Consider the following 24498-nt stretch of genomic DNA (forward strand, 5'->3'; position numbering starts at 1 on the left):
ACGAGGTCGTCCGGGCCGTCGGTGAGATCGGCGGGAGGGCGGTCAGCCCTGGGCACGCTCCGCGCGGTTCACGGCGGACACGATGGCCTTGAGCGAGGCGGTCGTGATCGACGGGTCGATCCCCACGCCCCACAGGACGTCGTCGCCCACCTGGCACTCCACGTACGCCGCGGCCGTGGCGTCCCCGCCCTCCGAGAGCGCGTGCTCCGCGTAGTCCAGGACGCGGACGTCGACCCCCACCTGCGCGATCGCGTCGACGAACGCCGCGACCGGGCCGTTGCCCGTGCCCTCGAGCGTCAGCTCCTCGCCGCGGTCGAGGACGTCGACGCTCAGGGTGTCGGGGCCGTCCTCGCTCGACGACGCGCGCGTGGAGCGCAGCTTGAGCCGGCCCCACGGCTCCAGGCCGGAGCCGGGCTCGACGGGCAGGTACTCGTCCGAGAAGAGGCGCCAGATGTCCTCGCCCGTGACCTCCGTGCCGTGCGCGTCGGTGTGCTGCTGCACGGACTGCGAGAACTCGATCTGCAGGCGGCGCGGCAGGTCGAGGTGGCGCTCCGACTTCAGCAGGTAGGAGATGCCGCCCTTGCCGGACTGCGAGTTGACGCGGATCACGGCCTCGTACGAGCGGCCGACGTCCTTGGGGTCGATCGGCAGGTACGGGACGGCCCACGTGATGTCGTCCACCGTGGCACCCTCCGCCTCCGCACGGACGGCCATCGCGTCGAAGCCCTTCTTGATGGCGTCCTGGTGCGAGCCGGAGAACGCCGTGAAGACCAGGTCGCCCGCGTAGGGGTGCCGCTCGGGGACGCCGAGCTGGTTGCAGTACTCCACCGTGCGGCGCACGTGGTCGATGTCGGAGAAGTCGATCTGCGGGTCCACGCCCTGGCTGAACAGGTTCATGCCCAGCGTGACGAGGCAGACGTTGCCGGTGCGCTCGCCGTTGCCGAACAGGCAGCCCTCGATGCGGTCCGCGCCCGCCTGGTAGCCGAGCTCGGCGGCCGCGACCGCCGTGCCGCGGTCGTTGTGCGGGTGCAGCGACAGCACGACGTTCTCGCGGTGGTGCAGGTGCCGGTTCATCCACTCGATCGAGTCGGCGTAGACGTTCGGCGTGGCCATCTCGACCGTGGCGGGCAGGTTGATGATGACCTTGCGGTCGGGGCGGGGCTCGAAGACCTCCAGCACCTCGTTGCAGATGCGGGCCGCGAACTCGAGCTCCGTGCCGGTGTACGACTCGGGCGAGTACTCGTAGTAGACCGTCGTCTCCGGGACGGTCTCCTCGAACTTCTTGCACAGCCGCGCGCCGTCGACGGCGATCGCGATGATGCCGTCCTCGTCCGAGCGGAACACGACCTCGCGCTGCAGGACGGACGTCGAGTTGTAGAGGTGCACGATCGCCTGCTTCGCGCCCTTGATCGCCTCGTACGTGCGCGCGATGAGGTGCTCGCGGGACTGCGTGAGGACCTGGATGACGACGTCGTCCGGGATGCGGTCCTCCTCGATGAGCATCCGCACGAAGTCGAAGTCGGTCTGCGAGGCCGAGGGGAAGCCGACCTCGATCTCCTTGTAGCCCATCGCGACGAGCAGCTCGAACATGCGCAGCTTGCGCTCCGCGTTCATGGGCTCGATGAGGGCCTGGTTCCCGTCGCGCAGGTCGACGGCGCACCAGCGGGGCGCGGTCTCGATGCGCTTGTCCGGCCACGTGCGGTCGGGCAGGGAGACGTCGATCTGCCGGTGGAACGGCAGGTACTTGTGGATCGGCATGCCCGACGGCTGCTGCGGGTTCGGGTCCGCGGCGGTGGGCGTCGAGGTGGGGGCGGAGGCGTTCATCGTCGGTCCTTCGGGGTCGTCCTGATCGGTGTCAGCCGGCACACCAACCACCGCGACGAGGAACCGGCTACAGGGCCTCGCCGCGGCAACGAAGGAGGAGCTGCCGCATCAGGTGCACGACGCCACTGTACTCCTCCGCCGTCCGCGCGCCCGGGACGTCCGCTCCTCGGGCACGGCGTGGGTGCGCCCGGCCGGCCCTCGCGCGGAGGGCCGACCGGGCGCCGGGGTGCGTCAGCCGCGTCGCGAGCGCAGCGCCGCGTCGACCGCGGGGTCGCCGAGGTTGCCGAGCCACTCGAGCAGCGCGGGGTACGTCGACGGGTTCGCCGCGACCTGGGGCCGCAGGTGCGGGGCGTCCTGGACGATCTGCGCCAGGACCTCGAGCGGCGTGCCCGGGTCGAGCGCCTGGGCCGCGGTGAAGCCCGCCGGCTGGGCCGGCGGGGCGTACGACGGCTGCTGCGCCGCGGGCTGCTGGGCGTACCCCTGCTGGCCGTAGCCCTGCTGGTCGTACCCTTGCGGCGCGTAGCCCTGCTGCCCCGTCCCGGAGGGCGCGTAGCCCTGCTGCTGGCCGTAGCCCTGCTGGGGGTACCCCTGGCCGGGCTGCTGGGCGGTCGGCTGCGGGCCGGTGCCCGGCTGCTCCTCCTGGTAGGCGGGCAGGACCGCCGTCGACGGGCCCTCGTCGGGCGTGAGGCCGGGACGCGCGGCGTACCCGCTGCGCTCCGGCTCTGCCGGCTGGACCGGGAGCACCTCGGTCGCGTCGGACCCGGCGGCGAACCGCCGGTCCGGCGCCTGCTGCGTCGGGACGGGGCCGGTGTGCCCGGCGGGCGGGTAGGCGCCCGTCGGTCCGGTGGCCGGGTAGGCACCCGAGCCCGGGTAGGCGCCCGTGTGCCCGGTCGTCGGGTGCGCGCCGGTCGGCGGGCCCGCCGGGGCGGGCGCGGGCCGGGCCGGCTTGGGCTGCTTCGGCGCGGGCGGCTGCCACACGTACGCGCGTGCCGCCTCCGCCCCGGTGGCCGCGGGCACGGGGCGGTGCTCGGCGAAGTAGGCGCGCACCTCGCGCGGCACGGTGAGCGCCCCGACGACGAGCAGCGGGAGGCCGAAGGCGAGCAGCACGTGCTCCACGCCGCCGCCGAGCACGACGCGGTTCGACGTCACGACGAGCAGCACGATGCCGAGCAGCGCCACGACCCCGGCGCCACCGAGCGCGAGCGGGCGCCCGGTGGCGGCGTCGCGAGCGAGCGAGCGGCGCGCGACGAACGCGACGGCGGCCGCGAGGACACCGACGATCACCGCGAGGACGACCGGGACGCCGCGTGCGCCGTCGGCCAGGGTGAGCACGGCGCTCACGGCGACGTAGCCCGCGACGACGAGCACGAGGTCGAGGGCGTTGACGGCCACGCGCACCCAGGTGGTCACCGGGTCCGCGGCGGCCATCGCGCGGTGCACGGCGGGCGCCGCGGCGACGGCCGCGAGCGCCGGGACGAGCACGAGCCCGAACCGGCCGCCGTGCGTGCTCTCGATCGTCACGAGCCCGTTGTTGCCCGAGCCGAGGACGAACCCGACGGCGAGCATGACGCCCAGCCCGACGAGCGTGAGGCGCGCGGCCTCGGACCGGCGCCACGTGCCGTACGTCGGCAGCCCGGCGAGCGCGAGGACGAACACCGCGGCCACGATCACCAGCAGCACGAACAGGGCGCCGCCGAGGCGCGTGCCGGTGGCGGTGAGGATCACCGTGAGCAGCACGGTGAGAGCGAGGAGCGCCGCGAGCGCGAGGAGCGCCTGGAGCCACCGGTCGGTGACCGCGCGGTCCTGGTCCTGCGGCCCGAGCTCGCTCTCGCGCGGCTGCGCCGCGAGGAGCGCGCCCGCGAGGCCGAGCGCGGCGGCGGAGCCGACCCCGCCCCACCCGTCGGCGAGGTCGCCGCCCCCCACGACGTCGACCACGAGGTAGACGAGCACGAGCAGCACGTAGGGCGCGTTGGCCAGCAGACGGACCTTGCGCGTGGTGTGCACGGTCCAGGTCGTCGGGAGCACGCCCGTGCGCGCGAGGTACGGCAGCGCGAGCGTCAGCAGCGAGAGGATCGTCAGCAGGACGACCTCGATCTTGTCCGACGCGCGGCTCGACACGTCCCACGGCAGCGCCAGCGAGACGAGGAGCAGCAGCGCGGCGACGCCGTCGCGCACGTAGTCGCTCACCGGGATCCCGGCGAAGGGCGACGCGGTGGCGGTCGCCGTCGCGGTCCCGCCGGTCTCGCGGGCGGAGTCCGTGCCCTTCTCCGTGTCCGCGGCCCGCGCGGCTCCCGCCGCGTCCGGGTCCGACCCTGCCGAGCCCGTCGCACCGTCCGGTGCGCGCTCGGCCGTGGAGTCCCCGTCACCCGCCGTGACGCCCTGGGGCGCCGGGGTCGGCCCGGTGCCCGCAGCACCGGGCTGCGGGTCCTCGGCCGGCTCTGTCTGGTTGGTCATCGTGCACTCCCTACGCTGTCGCGCGGTGCCGGTCGCACGCACGCCGGGCCGAGGGGCCCCGACCGTTTCTACCGGTTCATCACGTGCGGCTCAAGCGCCCACGCGGCCCGGGGCCACCATCCGGACGGTGCCGGCGGCGACGCCGGAGGGCGTCGCGCCCGCCCGGCACCTCACGAGACCGCCGTCAGCCCGCCCGTCCCGAGGAGGAAGAGCCGGCCCTCGACCGCGAGCACGTCGTAGGTGCCCTCCGGCAGCGTCCAGCGCCACTCGACCGCCCCGTCGTCGAGCGCGATCGACACGAGCCCCGGCTGGCGGCGCTGCCGCTCGGTGACGAACAGCGACCGGCCGTCGGTGAGCACCGGCCCGGGGCCGCCGTCCTCGAGCGTGACGGCCCACGCCTCCTCGCCCGTGCGGGCGTCGACGCTGCGGTAGGCCGAGTCCGTCTGGACGACGACGCGGCCGTCGACGCGCGCGACGGCGCGCATGCCCGTGCCCGGCAACGACCACAGCTCCGACCCGGTCGCGGCGTCCACGCCCACGATGCTGCCGAAGGTGTTCGTGACGATGACGCCCGGCGCGGACCCGTCCGACAGGGGCGCCTCGAGCACGCGGCCGGATATCCGGAACGCGGGCTCGCCCGCGGCGGTGAACACCGTGGCGGTGCCGCGGCCGTACTCGTTGCCGACGTAGCGCCCGTCCTGGAGCCGGACGATGGTCCACACGTCGTCCTCGACGAGCGACAGACCGTCCTCCGTGAGCGCCGCCGCGACGCCCGGCGCGAGGACGTCCACGACGCCGCGGCGCACGTCGAGCACGACGTCGCCACCGCTCCCGAGGCCGTCGTGCGTGAGCGTGCGCTCCCACCGCACCTCGCCGGTCGCGGCGTCCTCGCGCACCACCGCGACCTCGTCGCCGCGCCACCACGCCCGCACGACGTCCGTCGCGCCGACCGGCACGACGGACAGCCGCCCCGCCGTCGGGGCCGTGCGCTCCCCCACGACCTCCCCGGTCGTCGCGCGCACGGTGGTGAGCCGGGCCGCCTGCTCGCGCCACCCCGTCGGCACCGCGCACACCACCACCTCGCGCGCGGGCTCGCCCGAGGCCGGCAGGCACGTGGCACGGTCGCCGAGACGCTCGGACCGCCAGAGGACCGAGCCGTCCGCGACGGAGTACGCCGTGAGCGACCCGTCGACGGTCACGACGGCGCCGACCGCGGGGACGACCTCGGTGCCGGGCTCGACGGGGACCGACCAGCGCGGCTCGGGCGGGTCCTCGAGCGGCCGCAGACCGCCGGCGAGCGCGGTGACGTCCACGGGCCGCGCGTCCTCCATCGACGCGGTGAAGGCGACGGAGCCGGCGAACGCGACGGCGACCGCGAGCGCCACCCACGGGACGGGGTGCAGGAACCAGCGGCGCCGGGCCGCACGCACCTGCGGGGACTCGCCGCCCCCGGCGGACCGGGACGGCCGGGGCGCGCCGGACCGCGCGAGGCCGGGCGTGTCGTGGGCCGTGGGCGGGCGCTCGTCCTGCGGGCGCGACAGGGGCAGCACGTCGCGGGCCGCCCGGTCGTGGTGCCCGCCCCGGACGGCGGGCGAGCCGTCCTCGTCCCGGGGTCGCGGCCCGTCGGGCGGACGGTGGGCGGGCGCCTCGGCGGGGCTCGCGAGCGCGGCATCCAGGGCGGCGTCGAACCGGTCGTCGGACCGCAGCTCGGGCGGCAGGAGCTCGAAGCCGCCGACCGCCGTCCCGGCACCGTCCGTCGTCGGCTCGTGGGTGACGTGCCCGGCACGAGCCGCCCGGTCCTGCGCGAGCCGACGGCGCCTCACCCGTCCACGATACGCACGCCCGTCGGGCCGCGCCGGGCGAGCGGCGGGACCGCCACGCCCGGACGACGGCGCACCGGCAGGGTCAGATGCCGAGCTGGTAGACGCCCCAGTACGCGAGGATGACGAGCAGGACGGTGGACCCCGCGATCACGCACCACAGCATGACGCGGGGGGTCACGCCCCGCGCGACCTGCAGCACGCTCCCGCCCTCGTCCGCGGCGACCACCTCGCCGGTGCCCCGGCGCTCGTCGTGCGCACGGCGCGCGGAGCGGACCTCGGCGGCCCGGTTGACCAGCAGGGCTCCCGCGACGAGCGTCGCGAGCCCGACGAGCCGCACCCCGATCCAGCCGCCCTGCACGACCCACGCGTCCTTCTCGTAGTCGAGCGCGAGCCGCGCGGTGGCCACGAGGTAGACGACGAGCGCGACCGTCGTCGCGAACGCGCCGACCCCGAGCCCCACCAGCGGCACGCGGAAGCCGGGCGCGAGACCGGCGGGCGCTCCGGGCCGGCCCGCGACCCGTCGCAGCCGGCGCACGAGGCCCCCGACGAGGCCGACGAGCGGGCCGAGCACGAGCAGCCCGACGGCGGCGAGGACGAGGGCGACGAACAGGTCGCCGTTGCCCAGCCAGCGCGGCGACGGGACCGGCCCGGCGAGGTACTGCTGCGTGGGCTCGGCGCCCGCGACCTGCGGCAGCGCGGTCGCGCTCGCGGGCAGGGACGTCACCCACGCGCTCACGTCGCGCGGGAAGTCGGGCACGAGCACGTCGTCGATCTTGATCCCGTGGTTCGCGTCCGCGTAGTACCGCACGGTGACGTCGGCGCCGCCCGGCACCTGCGACGACGGCCCCGTGGCGTCGAGGATCTGCCACGCGCCCTGCTCGACGGGCATCGACGGGTCCGCGGTGCCGTACACGACGAGCACCGGCTGGGTGAGCCGCTCGAGGAACGGCTCCACGTCGAAGTCGGCGTACTCGAAGCCGCCGCCGGGGATCGCCATCCCCACGGCGCGCGGGATGGCCCGGAACACCCCGTGGGGCACGTCGGTGTTGCGCAGGTAGCTGTCGACCGCGAACGCGGCCTGCTGGCGCGGCGGCACGACCGGGGCGGACACGAGGACGGTGAACGCGATCGTCGGGTCGTCGGCCGCCATCACGGGCACGATCCACGTGCCCTCGGACTCCCCGTACAGCCCCACGCGCTCCGGGTCGACGCCGGGACGCGCCCGCAGGAGGGCGACGGAGTGCGCGTAGTCGCGCGCCATCGCCTCGTAGTCGCGGTGCCGCGTGGTGTAGGTGTCCAGGCGCTTGTCCGGGACGAGGGTCACGACGCCCGCGCTCGCGAGGTCGGTCGCGACGTCCACGAACGCCTCGGACGCCAGGCCGGTCCCCGCGCCGTGCACGAACACCATGCCCGGCAGGTCGTCGCCCGCGTCGACGGGCTCGCGCAGCACGCCCCCGACGGTCGCGCCGTCGAGCCGGACCGTCACGTCGGTCTCGCGCACGTCGTAGGTGCCGACCGGGGCGGCCCCGCCGGGCGGCTGCCCGCCGACGGTCGTGTCGGGCGTCTCGGGGACGAGGTGCTCGGTCACGGGCACCGGGTCCCACTGCGGCCCGGTGACCGCACCGACGATCGCGAGGACGATCGCGAGGGCTGCCGTCGTCGCGGCGGTCCGGAAGATCACCGAGGAATCGTACGCCGCGGGCCGCCGGCCGGTCCCTGGTGCCCTCCCGACGGCGGCACGGGGGACGTCCCCCCGGGTCAGAACCCGAGCCGGTGGAGCTGCTTGGGGTCGCGCTGCCAGTCCTTGGCGACCTTCACGTGCAGGTCGAGGTAGACGCGCGCGCCGAGGAGCGCCTCGATGCCGTGCCGCGCGCGCGTCCCGACCTCGCGCAGGCGCGAGCCGCCGCGGCCGATGACGATCGCCTTCTGCGAGTCGCGCTCGACGAAGAGGTTGACGCGCACGTCGAGCAGCGGCGGCCGGCCCGTGGCCTCGTCGCCGCTGCCCTCGCGGGGCACGATCTCCTCGACCTGGACCGCGAGCGAGTGCGGGAGCTCGTCGCGCACGCCCTCCAGCGCCGCCTCGCGCACGAGCTCGGCGACCATGACGGCCTCCGGCTCGTCCGTGAGCTCGCCGCCGGGGTACAGCTCGGGGCCCTCGGGCAGGTGGGAGACGAGGACGTCGGTGAGCACGTCGACCTGGTAGCCGTCCTGGGCCGAGACGGGGACGATGTCGGCCCAGCCGCCCGCCGTCTCCCCCAGGCGGTCGACCGCGAGCAGGTGCGCGGCGAGGGTGCCGCGGTCCACGAGGTCGGCCTTCGTCACGACGGCGACCACGGGCGTGCCGCGGCGCCCGCGCATGAGCTCCGCGAGCTCGTTCGCGATGAAGCGGTCGCCCGGGCCGATCTTCTGGTCGGCGGGCAGGCAGAACGCGATGACGTCGACCTCGGTGAGGGTCTCGCGCACGAGGTCGTTGAGACGCTCGCCGAGCAGCGTGCGGGGGCGGTGCAGCCCCGGGGTGTCGACGAGGACGAGCTGCGCGTCGGGGCGGTGCACGATCCCGCGGATCGTGTGGCGCGTCGTCTGGGGGCGCCCGGAGGTGATCGCCACCTTCTGGCCGACCAGCGCGTTCGTCAGGGTCGACTTGCCCGCGTTGGGCCGCCCGACGAGGCAGGCGAAGCCGGAGCGGTGCTCGGGGGTGGTCGTGCTCACGGGGTGTCCTTCACGGTGGGGAGGGGCTGACGGGTGTCGGCCGCGGGGTCGGGCTCGTCCGGCGCGGGGACCGGAGCGTCGGGCGAGGTCGCCGTGGAGACGAGGACGGTCGCGAGCTGCTTGCGGCGGCCCTGGACGCGGTCGGCCTCGAGGCGCAGCCCGTGGACCTCGGCCACGGAGCCGGGCAGCGGGACCTTGCCGAGCGCCTTGGCGAGCAGGCCGCCCACGGTGTCCACGTCGTCGTCGTCCAGGCCGAGGCCGAAGAGCTCGCCGAGCTCGTCGACGCCGAGGCGGGCGGGCACGCGCAGGACGCCCTCGCCCAGGTCCTCGACCTCGGGCTCCGGCCGGTCGTGCTCGTCCGTGAGCTCGCCCACGATCTCCTCGAGCGCGTCCTCGATCGTCACCAGTCCCGCGACGCCGCCGTACTCGTCGACGACCATCGCGATGTGCGAGGACGACGCCTGCATCTCGCGCAGCAGGTCGTCCACGGGCTTGGACTCGGGCACGAAGATCGCGGGGCGCGCGACCTCGCCCACGGGCCGCGCGTCGGTCCCGGGACCGCCCTGCAGGACGCGCACGACGTCCTTGAAGTAGGCGACGCCCACGAGGTCGTCCGCGGACGTGCCCGTGACCGGGATGCGGGAGAAGCCGGAGCGCAGGAAGAGCGAGAGGGTCTTGCGCAGGGGCGTGTCGCGCGACGTCGTCACCATGTCCGTGCGGGGCACCATGACCTCGCGCGTGAGGGTGCTGCCGAGCTCGAACACGGAGCGGATGAGCTCGCGCTCCTCCTCCTCGATGACCTCGGACTCGTTGACGCGGTCCACCATGTCCTGGAGCTCGCGCTGGTGGGCCCCCTCGTCGGGCGCCGGGGCGAGGCGCGTGAGCCAGCGCGTGGCCCCGACGACGATCGTGAGCAGGCGCGACAGGCTCAGCAGGACGCGCACCGCGTGGCGACGGCCGAGGGACCGCGGGCTCACGCGCACCACGAGGAGCCCGACGACGACGCTCACCGCGAGCGCGACGAGCAGGACCTGCCACCACGGCTCCAGCCACGCCGCGACGAGCAGCGTGAGGCAGGCGACCGCCGCGACCTCCGCGACGACGCGCACGAAGCCGACGGAGCGCACGGTCGCCGCCGGGTCCGCGAGCAGCGCCAGCGCCCGGCGCCCCTCCGGGCGGGCGGGCACGGCCGGGTCGTCGCCCAGGGCGGCCTCCGTGACGGCCGCCCGCGTCACGCGCAGCACCGCGGCCTCGCCCGCGCTCAGCGCGGCCGCGAGCACGACCGTCAGGACGGTCAGGGCCGCCAGGAGCGCGACGGGTTCGCCGCTCACCGGCCTGCGAGGAAGGTCAGGAGCAGCTTGCGCTGCAGCGCGAACATCTCCTTCTCCTCCTCCGGCTCGGCGTGGTCGTAGCCGAGCAGGTGCAGGATGCCGTGCGTCGTGAGCAGCAGCATCTCCTCCGCCGTCGAGTGGCCCGCCGTCACCGCCTGCTGGGCGGCGACCTCCGGGCACAGCACGACGTCGCCGAGCTGGCCGGGGCCGGCGACCTCGCCGTCGCGCCCGGGCCGCAGCTCGTCCATGGGGAACGACAGCACGTCCGTCGGGCCGGGCTCGTCCATCCAGCGCACGTGCAGCTCGCTCATCACGTCCGTGTCGACGAAGAGGATCGACAGCTCGCTCTGCGGGTGCACGCGCATCGCGTCGAGCACGTACCGTGCCAGCGCCGCGAACTCGGCCTCGTCGACCTCGGCCTCGGTCTCGTTGTTGACCTCGATGCTCACGCGTCGTCCCTCGTCCGTCGTTCTCGTGCCGCGGGGCGCCCGCGGCGGTCGTCGTCGCGGCGGCGCGACCCGGAGCTCCCCGAGCCCCCGCCGCTCGCCAGGTCCCACCGCGCGTACGCGTCGATGATGTCGCTCACCAGCCGGTGCCGCACCACGTCGGACGACGTGAGCCGGCAGAACTCGACGTCGTCCACGCCGGTGAGGACGTCCTCGATGACGCGCAGGCCGGACTGGGTGCCGCCCGGCAGGTCGACCTGCGTCGCGTCGCCCGTGATGACCATGCGCGACCCGAAGCCCAGGCGCGTGAGGAACATCTTCATCTGCTCGGTGGTCGTGTTCTGCGCCTCGTCGAGGATGATGAACGAGTCGTTGAGGCTGCGCCCGCGCATGAACGCGAGCGGCGCGACCTCGATCGTCCCGGCCTCGATGAGCTTGGGGATCGAGTCCGGGTCGATCATGTCGTGCAGCGCGTCGTACAGCGGGCGCAGATACGGGTCGATCTTCTCCGTTAGCGAGCCGGGCAGGAACCCGAGCCGCTCCCCCGCCTCGACGGCCGGCCGCGTGAGGATGATGCGGTTGACCTGCTTCGACTGCAGCGCCTGCACGGCCTTCGCCATCGCGACGTACGTCTTGCCGGTGCCCGCGGGGCCGATCCCGAACGTGATGGTGTTCGCGTCGATCGCCTCGACGTAGCGCTTCTGCCCCACGGTCTTGGGCCGGATCGTGCGGCCGCGGCTCGACAGGATGTTGAGCGTCAGCACCTCGGCCGGGCGCGACGCCGTCGCGGCGGTGAGCATCGCGATGGACCGCGTCACGACGTCGGCCGTGAGCTGGGTGCCGGCCTCGACGACCTCGACGAGCTCGTCGAGCAGGCGCGCGGCGAGCGCGACCTCCCCCGGAGGGCCGGAGACCGCGATCTCGTTGCCCCGCACGTGCACGTCGACGGCGGGGAACCCCTCCTCGACGGCCCGGAGCACGGAGTCGCGGCTACCGAGGAGCGCCACCATCGGCACGTGGTTCGGGATGACGATGCGGTGCTCGACCCGGTGCGACGAGGGGTCGGGTTCTCGGGACAGAGAGGTCATGAGCCGGCTTGCGCCGCTGCGCTCCTTCGGTCGGGCAGTGGGTCCGGGACGGCCACCGCCCCGCAGATCGCTTCCATCGTACCGAGCGCGGCCGGGCGTCACACGCGCTTTCGCGCAGGGCTCAGGCGGGCGACCAGCCGAGCTCCGCGCCCGCGATGACGTGGCCGTGCACGTGGAACACGCTCTGGCCGGCGCGCGGCCCCGAGTTGAAGATGAGCCGGAACTGGCCGTCGGCCAGGTCGCCCGCCACCTCGTCCGCCAGCGCGACGACGTCGCCGAGCAGCTCCGGGTCCGCCGCCGCGAGCTGGGCGATGTCGCCGTGGTGGTCGCGCGGCACCACGAGCACGTGCACGGGCGCCTGCGGGTCGATGTCGCGGAACGCGATCGAGCGCTCGCTGGTCGCCACGACGTCGGCCGGCACCTCCCCCGCGACGATGCGGCAGAAGAGGCAGTCCGGGTCGGTGCGCAGGTCGGTGCTCGTCATGACCCCGAGGCTAGACCACGCGTCCCGGCCACGCCCCAGCGGCCGAGCCGCTCCGCGAGCAGCGCCACCGCCACCGGGCCGGCGGTCGACGTGCGCAGCACGTGGGGGCCGAGCCGCGCCGCGACCGCGCCGGCCGCCGTGAGGTCGGCGAGCTCGCGGTCGGAGATCCCGCCCTCCGGCCCGACGACGACGAGCACCTCGGGCGCGGGCGCGCCGTCCGTGGCCGGGCCGGCGGGCAGCCGGACGTCGGCGAGCGGGGTCGTCGCCTCCTCGTGCAGGACGATCGCCCGACCGCCCGCCGCGACGACGTCGACGACCCGCGCCGCGAGGCCGCGCGAGTCGAGCGCGACCTCGACGCGGGGCAGGCGCGCGCGCCGGGCCTGCTTGGTCGCCGTGCGGACGGTCGCGAGCCACCGCGCGCGGGACTTCGCCGCGCGCTCGCCGCGCCACACGACGACGGACCGCTCCGCCTGCCACGGCACGACCGCGTCGACGCCGATCTCGGTCGCGGCCTCGATCGCCATCTCGTCGCGGTCGCCCTTGGCGAGCGCCTGGACGAGCGTCACGACGACGTCCGGCGCCGGCTCGCGGTCCACCTCCTGCACGAGGAGCGTCACGCGGCCCGACTCGGCGTGCTCGACGACGCACCGCAGCCGGAGCCCGTCACCGTCGACGACGTCGACGCGCTCCCCCGCGCCGCGCCGCTGCACGACGCCCGCGTGCCGGCCCTCCGCGCCGTCGAGCACGTACCGGTCGCCGGGCGCGACGCCGTCGGTCCCCGTCTCGGCGAGGAACACCGGAGCACTCATGCGCGCGCCCCGCTCAGCGGCCGGAGAGCTTGTCGCGCAGGCGCGAGAACACGCCCGGGTGCGCGGCGGCGAGCCGGGGCTCGGGCCGCTCCTCGCCGCGCAGGGCGGCGAGCGAGCGCAGGAGCTGCTCCTGCTCGGGGTCGAGGGCCGTGGGCACCTGGACCTCGATGTGGACGTTGAGGTCGCCACGCCCGCTGCCGTGCAGGTGCCCGACGCCGAGGTTCTTCAGCGTGACGATCTGGTTCGGCTGCGTGCCGGGGCGCAGGTCGATCTCCTGGAGCCCGTCGAGCGTCTCCAGCTCGAGCACGGTGCCGAGGGCGGCCGCCGTCATGGGCACCTGGAGGGTGCAGTGCAGGTCGTCGCCGCGGCGCACGAACGTGTCGTGGTTGCGCTCGCGGATCTCGACGTACAGGTCGCCCGCGGGGCCGCCGGCCGGGCCGACCTCGCCCTGCGCGGTGAGCTTGATGCGCGTGCCCGTGTCGACGCCCGCCGGGACGTTGACCGTGATGCTGCGGCGGCTGCGCACGCGGCCCTCGCCCGAGCACTCCGCGCACGGCTCGGGGATGACGGTGCCGAAGCCCTGGCACGCGGCGCACGGCGCGCTCGTCATGACCTGGCCGAGGAACGAGCGCGCGACGCGCTGGACCGTGCCGCGGCCGTGGCACACCTCGCACGTGCGGGGCGAGGTGCCCGGGCGGCAGCAGGTGCCGCCGCACGTGCCGCACACGACCGCAGTGTCGACCTGGAGCTCGCGCTGCGCGCCGAACGTCGCCTCGGAGAGGTCGATGTCGAGCCGCACGAGCGCGTCCTGGCCGCGGCGGGCGCGCGGGATCGGGCCCTGCTGCGCCTGGGCGCCGCCGAAGAACGTCTCGAAGATGTCCTGGAAGCCGAACCCGCCGCCCATCGGGCCGCCGCCCCCGCCGCCGGGGGCGCTGGGGTCGACGCCGAGGTCGTACTGCTGGCGCTTCTCCGGGTTGGACAGCACCTCGTAGGCGCGCGCGACGTCCTTGAAGCGGTCGCCCGCCTCCTCGCCCGCGACGTCCGGGTGCAGCTCGCGCGCGAGCTTGCGGTACGCCTTCTTGATCTGGTCCTGGCTGGCGTCACGGGCCACGCCGAGGATCTCGTAGTAGTCGCTCACACGTCACTCTCTGCTGGTGCGGGTCGTGAGGCCGGCGCGGGGCCGGTCGGGAGGGGTCGGGGGTGGTCGTCGAGCGGGCCCGCCGCGGGCGGGGAGACCGCGGGGCTCACGTGCCGAGCACCCGTGACAGGTAGCGCGCGACCGCGCGCACCGCCGCGATGGTGCCGGGGTAGTCCATGCGGGTCGGCCCGATCGAGCCGACGAGCGCGACCGTGTCACCGTCGTTACCGTAACCGGTCGTCACGACGGAGGTCTCCGCGAGGCCCTCGAGCTGGGTCTCGCGACCGATCCGGACGCTCACGCCCGACTCGGCGGCCATCTCGGTGAGCAGCCCGAGCAGGACGACCTGCTCCTCGAGCGCCTCGAGGACGGGGCGCAGCGCGTGCTCGAACCGCATGCCCGCGCGCGCGAGGTTCGCCGTGCCCGCGAGGACGAGGCGCTCCTCGCTCTCCTCCGCGAGCGTCTGGGCGACGAGGTCGCCCACCGCGCGGACGAGCGGGGCGTCGTCGGGGTGGAAGCTCTCGGTCACGGCGGCGAGACCGGGCGCGAGGTCCGTGAGGCGCTTGCCCGCGGCCGCGGCGTTGAGCCGCGCGCGCACCTCGACGAGCGTGCCCTCGTCCGGCAGGCTCGCGACCTCGAGAGTGCGCTGCTCCACGCGACCGGTGTCCGTGATGATGACGACCAGGAGCCGCGACTCGCCGACGGGCACCAGCTCGAGGTGGCGCAGCCCCGACCGGCTCAGCGACGGGTACTGCACGACGGCGACCTGGCCGGTGAGCTGGGCGAGCAGGCGCCCGGCGCGCGCGATGACGTCGTCGAGGTCCACGCCTTCGGACAGGAAGGTCTCGATGGCGCGCTTCTCCGGCGCGGACAGCGGCTTGACGCCCGAGAGGCGGTCCACGAAGAGCCGGTAGCCCTTGTCCGTCGGGATCCGGCCCGCGGACGTGTGCGGCTGCGCGATGTACCCGGCGTCCTCGAGGGCCGCCATGTCGTTGCGGATCGTGGCGGGCGAGACGCCGAGGCTGTGGCGCTCGGTGAGCACGCGCGACCCCACGGGCTCGCGCGTCAGGACGTAGTCCTCGACGATGGCCCGCAGCACCTCGAGCCGGCGCTCCTCGCTCACGTCCACCTCCCGCGTGCCGCACCGTCGCCGCCCGGGCGGGCGTGCGGGCGTCGGCACTCTCGACCTCCGAGTGCCAATCCTACGCGTCCGCGCGGCCCGTCCGGCGGTCCTCCGCTCGTCGCGAACGCAGGTCGAGGAGGCCGACGACGAGCGCGACCGCGACGAGGCCGATCGTCACCAGGAGCGCGCGCCCGGTCGCGTCCGCGGCCGAGTCGCCGCTCGCGAGCCCGCCGTAGTAGACGGACAGGACCACGGAGATCCCGACGGCCGACCCGATGCGCTGGCCGAGCTGCAGCATGCTGCCCGCCACCCCGGCCCGGCTCACCGGCACCTCGGACAGCGTGAGCGTCTGGTTCGGCGCGATGACCGTCCCGCTGCCCGCGCCCGCGACGAGCAGAGCGACCGCGAGCGCCGGGCCGACGGCGCCCGGGTCGTCCCCGAGCGTGCGCACGACGACCTCCGCCGCGACCACGCCGACGAGCACGAGGACGACGCCGCCGACGACGAGCTCGCGGCCCCAGCGCGCGACCCAGCGGCCCGAGAACCACGCCGACACGCCCGACGCGACCGCGAACGGCGTGCCGACGAGCCCCGCCTGGAGCGGCGTGTACCCCAGCTCGTCCTGGAGGTAGAGCGTGACGACGAGGAAGATGCCCGTGAACCCGGCGAAGTACGCGAGGCCGAGCAGCGCGCCGTTGCGGAAGGACCCGAGCCCCACGACCTGCGGGTCGAGCACGGCCTCGCCCGTGCGCCGCTGGTAGCGCCGCTCCCACCCGACGGCGGCCACCACGGCGGCCGCGGCCGGCACGAGCCACCACCAGCGCGACGCGTCGTCACCGCGGCCGGTCGTCGTGACGAACGGCATCATCACGCCGAGGGTCGCGGCGCCGAGCAGGCCCAGCCCGACGAGGTCGAGCCGGCGCGGCCCGCGCGCCGCGCCCGACCCGGTGCGCGGCGGCCCGGGCACGAGGCGCCACGCGAAGGGCAGGAGCACGGCGACGACGGGGATGTTCACGAGGAACACCCACCGCCACCCCGTCTCCGGGCCCGCCGCGGCGATGATGAGCCCGCCCAGCAGGGGCCCGAGCGCCGTCGAGACGCCGATGGTCGCGCCGAACATGCCGAACGCGCGCCCGCGCTCGTACCCGCGGAACTGCTGCTGGATGAGACCGACGACCTGCGGGTTGAGGACGCCCGCGCTCACGCCCTGGAGCAGGCGCGCGACGCCGAGCCACGTGTCGGTCGGCGCGAGCCCGGACGCGAGGCTCATGAGCGCGAAGCCCAGGAGGCCCGCGATGAAGAGCGGGCGTCGTGCACCCGCGTCGCCCAGCCGCCCGGCGGGCACCAGCGCGAGCCCGAACGCGAGCGTGTAGCCGGCGACGACGAGCTGGAGCTGGGTCGGTCCCGCGTCGAGCGACGACTCGATCGACGGCAGGGCCACGTTGACGATCGACACGTCGAGCGTCGTGATGAAGCCCACCGCGAGGCAGACCGGCAGCACGCGCCAGCGGTTCGGGTCCGGCTCCGCGCGCTGCTGGCTCATCGGTCCGTGGTACCACCCCGCCCCGGGGGCGCGCGCGCCGGGAGCCGCCGTGCGCGGCCGGGTCGGGCGCCCGGGACCTTCCCGCGGGAGACCGATCCCGCGACGCACGGGGCGATCTCGGTGGTGAGCGGCGGGCGCTGGCCTAGGGTGACGCCGTGTCCTTCGACCGCTACGGCTCCGACGTCCTCGGCGGCACGCCCGCCCCCACCCACCACCGCGCGCGGCCCGTGTCGCGCCCGCAGCCCGCGGAGCGCGGCCTCGTCGTCGAGGAGGTGCAGACCGGGTGGGTCGGGGCCGTCGTCCGGGTCGAGAAGTCGGGCGGGATGCACGTCGTCGTGCTCGAGGACCGCGCGGGCCGGACCCGCACGTTCCCGCTCGGGCCGGGCTTCTGGGTCGACGGCGCGCCCGTCGAGCTCACCCCGCCCGTCACCTCCCGCGCCCCCGCCGCGCCGACGCGCACGGCCTCGGGCTCGCGGGCCGTCGTCGGGCAGCGGGCGCGCGTCGCGCGCGGGAGCCGCATCTGGGTCGAGGGCAAGCACGACGCCGAGCTCGTCGAGAAGGTGTGGGGCGACGACCTGCGCGTGGAGGGGGTCGTCGTCGAGCCGCTGCACGGCGTCGACGACCTCGCGGCGGCGCTCGCGGACTTCGGCCCGACGCCGCAGCGGCGCGTGGGCGTGCTCGTGGACCACCTCGTGCCCGGCAGCAAGGAGCGGCGGATCGCCGACGAGGCGCTGCGGCGCTCGCCCGCGGGCACGGTGCTCGTGCTCGGGCACCCGTACGTCGACGTCTGGCAGGCGGTGAAGCCGGCCCGGATCGGCCTCGAACGGTGGCCCGTGATCGAGCGCGGCACGGAGTGGAAGCGCGGGATCCTGCGCGAGCTCGGCTGGCCGGCGGAGAGCGCGGAGGACGTCGGCCGCGCGTGGCAGCGCATCCTCGGCACGGTCCGCACCTACGCCGACCTGGAGCCGTCGCTGCTCGGGCGCGTCGAGGAGCTCATCGACTTCGTCACCGCGCCCTGACCGGTCGCGGGCGCCCGGGACGCACCGCGCTCGAGACGCACCGCGCTCGTGACGCACCGCGCCCCGGTACCGACGGGCGGTACCGGGGCGCGGCGAGGGCTGCAGCCGGATGTCAGGCGGCGGGCACGCCGCCCGTGAGACGGCGGTAGGCGTAGCCGACGGCGACGTAGCTCAGCGGGATCGTCACGAAGAGCCCGAGCCCGCACGGGATCGCGCCGAGGATGTTGATCCCGACGAGGGCGAGCAGGAGCAGGAACACCTGCCCGAAGTTCTTCGCGACGAGAGAGAAGCTCGTGCGGATCGCCGTGATCGCGTCGACGCCCTGGTCGAGCGCGACGTAGTACACGAACGCCGAGAACAGCAGCATCGCGAGCCCGGGCAGGACGCACAGGACGAGCCCGATGCCGGACAGGATGCCGACGATGAGCGCCGCGAGCAGCACGTTGAGCACGTTGCCGATGCGGAAGAACGCGGCGACGTCGGGTCGACGCCCGTCCACCTCGTCGAGCGCGCCGCGCGTGAAGAACGCGGTGATGAGGTAGCCGATGGCGGTGCCGACGATCCCGAGCAGCACGCTCGTGAAGGTGAGGCCGCCGAGGGCCGCGAAGTTCGTGTCGGAGTAGTCGAACTGGTCCTGGAACTGGTCGAACCCGCCCGTGATCCAGCTCCACGCGATGTTGACGGCGAGGAAGATCAGCGCGACGAGGATCCACGGCCCCAGGTTCGACGTGACGCGGCGCCACCCGTAGGAGATCGCGTCGCCGACGCCGAACGCCGGGCCCGCGTAGCCGGGCTGGCCCCCGTACCCTCCGGCGGAGCCCGGATACGACCCGGGCGGCGGCGGGTACCCCCCGGCGGGGGGCGGGTATCCGCCGGCGGGCGGCGGGTACGCACCGGACGGGGGCGGGTACGCGCCCGGCGGGGGCGTACCCGGTCCCCCGGCCGCGCCGTCCGGCGCACCGGCCGGGGCGCCGTAGGCACCCGGCGCCCCGTACGCGGGCGTGCCCGACGGCGGGGCGGCCGGGTCGTGCGGGGCTCCCCCGCCCGGGCCGTACGGCGAGGCGGGCGGGACGTCGTCCCCGGACGGGGCGGCGTCGGGCCGGTCGGGTCCGGGACCGGACGGTGGCGTGGCGTCCGGTCGCGGGCCGCCCGCGCCGTCGGCGGGGGTGTGCTCGTCGTCGCGGGGCGGCTCGCCGCCCGGGTTGGTGGGGTCCGTCATCGTGCACCTCGTTCCTCGTCGTCACGTGCTGCGGGCTGCACGCTCCGTCGACGTGCTGGGTCCACCTTGGCGGTTCACGGCCCGGACCGCGCGGCGAGCACCGCGGCCGTCGCACGGCGGCGGGCAGGGTGGTGCCGTCGCGGGCCTCGTCCCCGCGGGGCGCGCCCGGGTCGCGGTGGACCCGGGCCGACGTCACTCGTCCGTGATCGTCCGGACGACCGTGTCCGCGAGCAGCCGCCCCCGCAGGGTGAGCACGGCACGACCGGCGACCGCTGCGCGGCCGTCGAGCAGCCCGTTCGCGACGAGCCCGGCGACGGCGTGGCGTCCCGCCGGGGAGAGGACCGCGAGGTCGAGTCCCTCGCGCAGCCGCACGCCGAGCATCGCCTGCTCGAGCCGGCCCTCCGTGCGCGTGAGGAGCTCGCGCCCCGCCGCGGGGCTCGTGCCCGCCTCGAGCAGCGCCGCGTACCGGCGGGGGTGCTTGACGTTCCACCACCGCACGCCGACGCGGGCGTCCTCGGGCGACGCCCCCGCGGGCTCGGCACCAGCCGCCGCGACGTAGGAGTGCGCGCCGGGCCCGATCCCCCACCAGTCGTCGCCGCGCCAGTACGCGAGGTTGTGGCGGCAGCGGTCCGCGTCGGTACGGGCCCAGTTGCTCACCTCGTACCAGGTGAGGCCCGCCGCCGTGAGCAGCTCGTCGGCGAGCTCGTACTTCGTCGCCTGGTCGTCCTCGCTCGGGAGCGCGACCTCCCCGCGCCGCACCTGGGCGGCCATCTTCGTCCCCGCCTCCACGACGAGCGCGTACGCGGACACGTGGTCGACGCCGGTCGCGAGCGCGGCCTCGAGGCTCGCCCGCCAGTCGTCGAGGCTCTCCCCCGGCGTGCCGTAGATGAGGTCGAGCGAGACCTGGAGGCCGGCGTCGCGCGCCCAGCGCACGACGTCCGGGATGCGGCGCGGGTCGTGCGTGCGCTCGAGCGTCGCGAGCACGTGCGGCACGGCGGACTGCATGCCGAACGACACGCGCGTGAACCCGGCGGCCGCGAGCTCGGCGAGCGACTCGGGCGTCACCGAGTCCGGGTTCGCCTCCGTCGTCACCTCGGCGTCCGGGGCGAGCCCCCACGCGTCGCGCACGCCGCCGAGCAGGCGGACGAGGTCCCCGGCCGGCAGGAGCGTGGGCGTGCCCCCGCCGACGAAGACGGTCGAGACGGGCCGCTCGGGCAGCCCGGCGTCGCGCAGCACGCGCGCGGCGAGGTCGATCTCGCGCAGCGCCGTGCTCGCGTACGACGCCTGGCTCGCGCCCCCGCCGAGCTCGGACGCCGTGTAGGTGTTGAAGTCGCAGTACCCGCACCGCACCGAGCAGAACGGGACGTGCAGGTAGACCCCGAACCCGTGGGTCGCGGGCGCGGTGCCGCCCGCGCCTCCCGCGACCCAGGAGGGCAGCGAGCCGTCGGGCGGGACCGGCTCGCCCTCGGGCAGCGCCGGGCTCACTTCTTCGACTTGTCCTTGGCGTCCTTGCCGCCCGCGGCGTCGGAGGAGAGCGCGGCGATGAAGGCGTCCTTCGGGACCTCGACGGACCCGATGTTCTTCATGCGCTTCTTGCCCTCCTTCTGCTTCTCGAGGAGCTTGCGCTTGCGGCTGATGTCACCGCCGTAGCACTTCGCGAGGACGTCCTTGCGCATGGCGCGCACCGTCTCGCGCGCGATGACGCGCGCGCCGACGGCCGCCTGGATCGGCACCTCGAACTGCTGGCGCGGGATGATCTCCTTGAGCTTCGCCGTCATCATGACGCCGTAGTCGTACGCCTTGTCCTTGTGCACGATCGCGCTGAACGCGTCCACCTGCTCGCCCTGGAGCAGGATGTCGACCTTGACGAGGTCGGCGACCTGGTCGCCCGACGGCTCGTAGTCGAGCGACGCGTAGCCGCGCGTGCGGGACTTGAGCTGGTCGAAGAAGTCGAACACGATCTCGGCGAGCGGGAGCGTGAAGCGCAGCTCGACCCGGTCCTCGGACAGGTAGTCCATGCCGAGCATCTGGCCGCGACGGTCGTTGCACAGCCCCATCACGGTGCCCACGAACTCGCTCGGCGCGAGGATCGTCGCGCGCACGACCGGCTCGCTGACCTGCTTGATCTTGCCGCCGGGGAACTCCGACGGGTTCGTCACGTTGACGAGCGTCCCGTCCTCGAGCGTCACGTCGTAGACGACGTTCGGCGCGGTCGAGATGAGGTCGAGGTCGAACTCGCGCTCGAGGCGCTCGCGCACGATCTCCAGGTGCAGCAGGCCGAGGAACCCGACGCGGAAGCCGAAGCCGAGCGCGACCGACGTCTCCGGTTCGTAGTTGAGCGCGGCGTCGTTGAGCTTGAGCTTGTCGAGCGCGTCGCGCAGGACCGGGTAGTCGGTCCCGTCGATCGGGTACAGGCCCGAGAAGACCATGGGCTTCGGGTCCGAGTAGCCGCCGAGCGCGTCGGCGGCGGGCTTCGCCGCGTTCGTCACCGTGTCGCCGACCTTCGACTGGCGCACGTCCTTCACGCCCGTGATGAGGTAGCCGACCTCGCCGACGCCGAGGCCCTTCGTGACGATCGGCTCCGGCGAGATGACGCCGATCTCGAGCAGCTCGTGCGTCGCTCGGGTCGACATCATGACGATGCGCTCGCGCGGGTTGAGGTTGCCGTCGACGACGCGCACGTACGTCACGACGCCGCGGTAGGTGTCGTAGACCGAGTCGAAGATCATGGCGCGCGCCGGGGCGTCGGCGTCGCCGACCGGCGCGGGCACGCGCTCGACGATGCGGTCGAGCAGCGCCTCGACGCCGGCGCCCGTCTTGCCGGAGACCTTGAGCACGTCGTCCGGGTCGCCGCCCACGAGGTTCGCGAGCTCCTCCGCGTACTTCTCGGGCTGGGCCGCCGGGAGGTCGATCTTGTTGAGCACGGGGATGATCTCGAGCTCGTTCTCCATCGCGAGGTACAGGTTCGCGAGAGTCTGCGCCTCGATGCCCTGCGCCGCGTCGACGAGCAGCACCGCTCCCTCGCACGCCGCGAGCGACCGCGAGACCTCGTACGTGAAGTCGACGTGCCCCGGGGTGTCGATCATGTTGAGCGCGTGCGGCGTCTCAACGCCGTCCGCCACGACGGCCCACGGCATGCGGACCGCCTGCGACTTGATCGTGATGCCGCGCTCGCGCTCGATGTCCATGCGGTCGAGGTACTGCGCGCGCATGGCACGCGGCTCGACGACACCGGTGAGCTGCAGCATGCGGTCGGCCAGGGTCGACTTGCCGTGGTCGATGTGCGCGATGATGCAGAAGTTCCGGATCAGCTCGGGCGGCGTGGCCGCGGGCTGGATGCGGGTGCTCAGCTGGGCACTGGGGATCGGGGACAACGCGGGTGCGCTCCTGGGAGTGGCGTGCGGGTCGGGGCCGCGCGCTCGGGGGCGGCGCGCCGACGGTCGCTCTCGGGCGGGCGGGAACGACCATTGTCCCACGTCCGGCGTCGGGCACCCGCCCGCCCTGCGGGGCACCGCGAGCCGACCTAGCGTGGAGGACCGGCCGGCCGCACCGGGCCGACCGGCGACGAGAGGAGCGCTCATGGCCCAGGACACCGAGCACCGCACCTCCGGCGGCCCCGAGGGGCGCCGCGTGCTGGCGATCGTGACCAACTACGGCGTCGAGCAGGACGAGCTCGTGGTCCCGCTCGAGCACCTGCGCGGCGAGGGGGTGCAGGTCGACGTCGCGGCCACGTCCGCCGACGACGTGCAGACCCTCGTGGGCGACAAGGACCCCGGCCGCACCGTCACCCCGAACCTCACGCACTCCGACGCCGACCCCGCCGAGTACGACCTGCTGCTCGTGCCGGGCGGGACGATCAACGCCGACGCGCTGCGCCTCCAGGACGACGCCGTGAGCCTCGTGCGCGCGTTCACGGCCGCCGGAAAGCCGGTCGCGGCGATCTGCCACGGCCCGTGGGCGCTCGTCGAGGCGGCCGCCGTCGAGGGCAAGACCCTCACGAGCTACGCGTCGCTCGAGACGGACGTGCTCAACGCGGGCGGCGCCTGGGTCGACCGGTCCGTCGTGCGCGACGACGAGGGGTACACGCTCGTCACGTCGCGCGACCCCGGCGACCTCGACGACTTCCTGCGCGAGGTGGACGCCGTCCTGGCCGGGTGACGTCCACCGTTCTGGCAGCCGGGCGGACGCACGTCCGCCCGGTAGGGTGCGCGCGTGGCACGCAACCGATGGCTGGGACTTCTGACCGACGCGGCGCGCGCCGTGGTCTCCGGGCTCACGCGCTCGCAGGGCGCGGGGCAGGGCGGCGCGAGCCAGGGCACCGCGGCGACGCGGGCGCCGGGGCGGGAGCGGACGCCGTCGGGCCGCGGCCCCGCCGACCGCACGCCGTCGCCGCGGCCCGGCCCGCGTCCCGGTGCTGCAGGTCCTCGACCCCGCCCCGCGGCGGGCGGACGGCCGGGCCCGGCCGGGACGACCGGCGGTCGAGGTGCTGCCACGGGCGCGTACCCGGGCGACTTCGAGGGCGCGGTGCGTGCGCGGTACGCGCCGCGGCCCGACGGCGACCCGGACCCCGGCGAGATCGTCTGGACGTGGGTCCCGTTCGAGGAGGACCACTCGCAGGGCAAGGACCGGCCCGTGCTGCTCGTCGGGTCGGACGGCGCGTGGCTCCTCGGCGTGATGCTCACGAGCAAGGACCACTCGCGCGACGTCCGGGACGAGGCGCGCTGGGGCCGGTACTGGCTCGACATCGGGTCGGGCCCGTGGGACGCGAAGGGGCGCGACAGCGAGGTCCGGCTGGACCGCGTGGTGCGCGTCGACCCGGCCGCGGTGCGCCGCGAGGGTGCCGTCGTCGGGCGCGACGTCTTCGACCGCGTGGTCGAGGGGATCTCGCGGCACCGCTGAGGCGGTGGTCCCGGCTCTCGCCCGACCCTCGGGGCCGCGCGAGGCGCCGCTCCGGCGGCCGCACGAGCGATTAGGGTCACGGCCGGACCGCTGGTAGTCTTGATGGCTGCGTGTCCGCCCAGGTCGGCGGGCACAGCTCCAGCACCTCTCCACGGGTTCCCCACCCCAGTCCCGGAGCTGGAGTCGCCCTCTACGACCTATCCGCTCGCTCCGGCGAACAGAACCAGAAAGTCCACACGTGGCCAACATCAAGTCCCAGATCAAGCGCATCCGCACGAACGAGAAGGCTCGTCTGCGCAACAAGGCAGTCAAGTCCGAGCTCAAGACGTACGTGCGCCGCGTGCGCGAGGCCGTCGCCGCGGGCGACAAGGACGCGGCGACCACCGCGCTCCAGGCGGCGTCCCGCAAGCTCGACAAGGCCGTCTCGAAGGGCGTCATCCACGCGAACCAGGCCGCGAACCGCAAGTCGGCCATCGCGAAGTCCGTCAACGCTCTCTGAGCGCACGGTTCGCCCGCGGTGTCGTGACACGCTGATCGTCGCGACGCTCGCACAGGTTTCCCACGAGGGGCGCCGACCCGCACGGGTCGG

The 24498-nt window shown here is 74.9% G+C and carries 20 protein-coding genes; 4 read left to right on the forward strand and 16 right to left on the reverse strand.

Annotated features, from left to right (window positions below; all coding sequences use genetic code 11):
• Positions 1-42 precede the first annotated feature (42 nt).
• The 13 genes from leuA to B9L22_RS15855 all read right to left on the reverse strand — a co-directional run bounded on the left by leuA (position 43) and on the right by B9L22_RS15855 (position 16772).
• A complete protein-coding gene (gene leuA, locus B9L22_RS15795) occupies positions 43-1824 on the reverse strand; it encodes a 2-isopropylmalate synthase (RefSeq protein ID WP_043651760.1) in 1782 nt (593 codons plus the stop codon).
• Positions 1825-2055: 231 nt separating this feature from the next.
• The gene (locus tag B9L22_RS20275; RefSeq protein ID WP_086151100.1) at positions 2056-4278 is read right to left on the reverse strand and encodes a hypothetical protein; all 2223 of its coding nucleotides are present in this window, start codon (positions 4276-4278) and stop codon (positions 2056-2058) included.
• Positions 4279-4448: 170 nt separating this feature from the next.
• Entirely contained in the window at positions 4449-6101 is a 1653-nt protein-coding gene (locus B9L22_RS15805) for a PQQ-binding-like beta-propeller repeat protein (protein ID WP_086151101.1), read from the reverse strand.
• A gap of 82 nt (positions 6102-6183) precedes the next feature.
• The gene (locus B9L22_RS15810) at positions 6184-7782 is read right to left on the reverse strand and encodes an acyl-CoA thioester hydrolase/BAAT C-terminal domain-containing protein (RefSeq protein WP_086151102.1); all 1599 of its coding nucleotides are present in this window, start codon (positions 7780-7782) and stop codon (positions 6184-6186) included.
• Between the two features lie 77 nt (positions 7783-7859).
• A complete protein-coding gene (gene era / locus B9L22_RS15815; RefSeq protein WP_043651768.1) occupies positions 7860-8810 on the reverse strand; it encodes a GTPase Era in 951 nt (316 codons plus the stop codon).
• A complete protein-coding gene (locus tag B9L22_RS15820) occupies positions 8807-10141 on the reverse strand; it encodes a hemolysin family protein (protein ID WP_086151103.1) in 1335 nt (444 codons plus the stop codon). Before B9L22_RS15820 ends, era begins: the two co-directional genes overlap by 4 nt.
• Positions 10138-10590 carry an rRNA maturation RNase YbeY gene (gene ybeY / locus B9L22_RS15825; protein WP_021482948.1) on the reverse strand — a complete coding sequence of 151 codons (453 nt, stop codon included), beginning with the start codon at positions 10588-10590 and terminating at the stop codon, positions 10138-10140. The genes B9L22_RS15820 and ybeY overlap by 4 nt, the downstream gene beginning before the upstream one ends.
• Positions 10587-11675 carry a PhoH family protein gene (locus B9L22_RS15830; RefSeq protein ID WP_086151104.1) on the reverse strand — a complete coding sequence of 363 codons (1089 nt, stop codon included), beginning with the start codon at positions 11673-11675 and terminating at the stop codon, positions 10587-10589. Before B9L22_RS15830 ends, ybeY begins: the two co-directional genes overlap by 4 nt.
• 121 nt (positions 11676-11796) lie before the next feature.
• Positions 11797-12159 (reverse strand): HIT domain-containing protein, encoded by a 363-nt coding sequence (locus B9L22_RS15835; protein WP_021482946.1) that lies wholly within the window; start codon positions 12157-12159, stop codon positions 11797-11799.
• Positions 12156-12968: a 16S rRNA (uracil(1498)-N(3))-methyltransferase gene (locus B9L22_RS15840; RefSeq protein WP_086151105.1), complete on the reverse strand. Its 813-nt coding sequence runs from the start codon at positions 12966-12968 to the stop codon at positions 12156-12158. The genes B9L22_RS15835 and B9L22_RS15840 overlap by 4 nt, the downstream gene beginning before the upstream one ends.
• A gap of 13 nt (positions 12969-12981) precedes the next feature.
• Positions 12982-14106: a molecular chaperone DnaJ gene (gene dnaJ, locus B9L22_RS15845; RefSeq protein ID WP_043651775.1), complete on the reverse strand. Its 1125-nt coding sequence runs from the start codon at positions 14104-14106 to the stop codon at positions 12982-12984.
• Between the two features lie 106 nt (positions 14107-14212).
• Positions 14213-15229, reverse strand: a complete 1017-nt coding sequence (gene hrcA, locus B9L22_RS15850; protein ID WP_021482687.1) for a heat-inducible transcriptional repressor HrcA — start codon at positions 15227-15229, stop codon at positions 14213-14215.
• Positions 15230-15308: 79 nt separating this feature from the next.
• Positions 15309-16772: an MFS transporter gene (locus tag B9L22_RS15855; protein ID WP_076405561.1), complete on the reverse strand. Its 1464-nt coding sequence runs from the start codon at positions 16770-16772 to the stop codon at positions 15309-15311.
• 155 nt (positions 16773-16927) lie between these two features.
• Between B9L22_RS15855 and B9L22_RS15860 the strand changes: the two genes are divergently transcribed.
• Positions 16928-17791, forward strand: coding sequence for a DUF3097 domain-containing protein (locus tag B9L22_RS15860; protein WP_076405563.1), 864 nt, complete (start codon positions 16928-16930; stop codon positions 17789-17791).
• 112 nt (positions 17792-17903) lie between these two features.
• Here B9L22_RS15860 and B9L22_RS20085 read toward each other — a convergent pair whose 3' ends face one another.
• The 3 genes from B9L22_RS20085 to lepA form a co-directional block, all read right to left on the reverse strand.
• Positions 17904-19010 (reverse strand): hypothetical protein, encoded by a 1107-nt coding sequence (locus B9L22_RS20085; RefSeq protein ID WP_086151106.1) that lies wholly within the window; start codon positions 19008-19010, stop codon positions 17904-17906.
• A 192-nt stretch (positions 19011-19202) separates the two neighbouring features.
• Positions 19203-20495 (reverse strand): radical SAM family heme chaperone HemW, encoded by a 1293-nt coding sequence (gene hemW / locus B9L22_RS15870; protein ID WP_086151107.1) that lies wholly within the window; start codon positions 20493-20495, stop codon positions 19203-19205.
• Positions 20492-22384, reverse strand: coding sequence for a translation elongation factor 4 (lepA, locus tag B9L22_RS15875; RefSeq protein ID WP_021479819.1), 1893 nt, complete (start codon positions 22382-22384; stop codon positions 20492-20494). Before lepA ends, hemW begins: the two co-directional genes overlap by 4 nt.
• 205 nt (positions 22385-22589) lie before the next feature.
• Here lepA and B9L22_RS15880 point away from each other — a divergent pair, with 205 nt between their 5' ends.
• From B9L22_RS15880 to rpsT, 3 genes are all read left to right on the forward strand, one after another.
• A complete protein-coding gene (locus tag B9L22_RS15880; RefSeq protein ID WP_085387698.1) occupies positions 22590-23168 on the forward strand; it encodes a type 1 glutamine amidotransferase domain-containing protein in 579 nt (192 codons plus the stop codon).
• Positions 23169-23222: 54 nt separating this feature from the next.
• On the forward strand, positions 23223-23909 hold the full coding sequence (locus B9L22_RS15885) for a type II toxin-antitoxin system PemK/MazF family toxin (protein ID WP_086151108.1): 687 nt from the start codon (positions 23223-23225) through the stop codon (positions 23907-23909).
• Positions 23910-24147: 238 nt separating this feature from the next.
• Positions 24148-24408: a 30S ribosomal protein S20 gene (gene rpsT / locus B9L22_RS15890; protein ID WP_043659362.1), complete on the forward strand. Its 261-nt coding sequence runs from the start codon at positions 24148-24150 to the stop codon at positions 24406-24408.
• The last annotated feature ends 90 nt before the right edge of the window (positions 24409-24498 follow it).

It is taken from the genome of Cellulosimicrobium sp. KWT-B (genome assembly GCF_002127155.1).
GTDB classification, from domain to species: Bacteria; Actinomycetota; Actinomycetes; order Actinomycetales; family Cellulomonadaceae; genus Cellulosimicrobium; species Cellulosimicrobium funkei.

Bases quoted from the DNA above. Each gene is read 5' to 3' on its own strand.
- leuA (WP_043651760.1), bottom strand. From the start codon at position 1,824: ATGAACGCCTCCGCCCCCACCTCGACGCCCACCGCCGCGGACCCGAAC.
- B9L22_RS20275 (WP_086151100.1), bottom strand. From the start codon at position 4,278: ATGACCAACCAGACAGAGCCGGCCGAGGACCCGCAGCCCGGTGCTGCG.
- B9L22_RS15830 (WP_086151104.1), bottom strand. From the start codon at position 11,675: ATGACCTCTCTGTCCCGAGAACCCGACCCCTCGTCGCACCGGGTCGAG.
- B9L22_RS15835 (WP_021482946.1), bottom strand. From the start codon at position 12,159: ATGACGAGCACCGACCTGCGCACCGACCCGGACTGCCTCTTCTGCCGC.
- B9L22_RS15840 (WP_086151105.1), bottom strand. From the start codon at position 12,968: ATGAGTGCTCCGGTGTTCCTCGCCGAGACGGGGACCGACGGCGTCGCG.
- B9L22_RS15855 (WP_076405561.1), bottom strand. From the start codon at position 16,772: ATGAGCCAGCAGCGCGCGGAGCCGGACCCGAACCGCTGGCGCGTGCTG.
- B9L22_RS20085 (WP_086151106.1), bottom strand. From the start codon at position 19,010: ATGACGGACCCCACCAACCCGGGCGGCGAGCCGCCCCGCGACGACGAG.
- B9L22_RS15880 (WP_085387698.1), top strand. From the start codon at position 22,590: ATGGCCCAGGACACCGAGCACCGCACCTCCGGCGGCCCCGAGGGGCGC.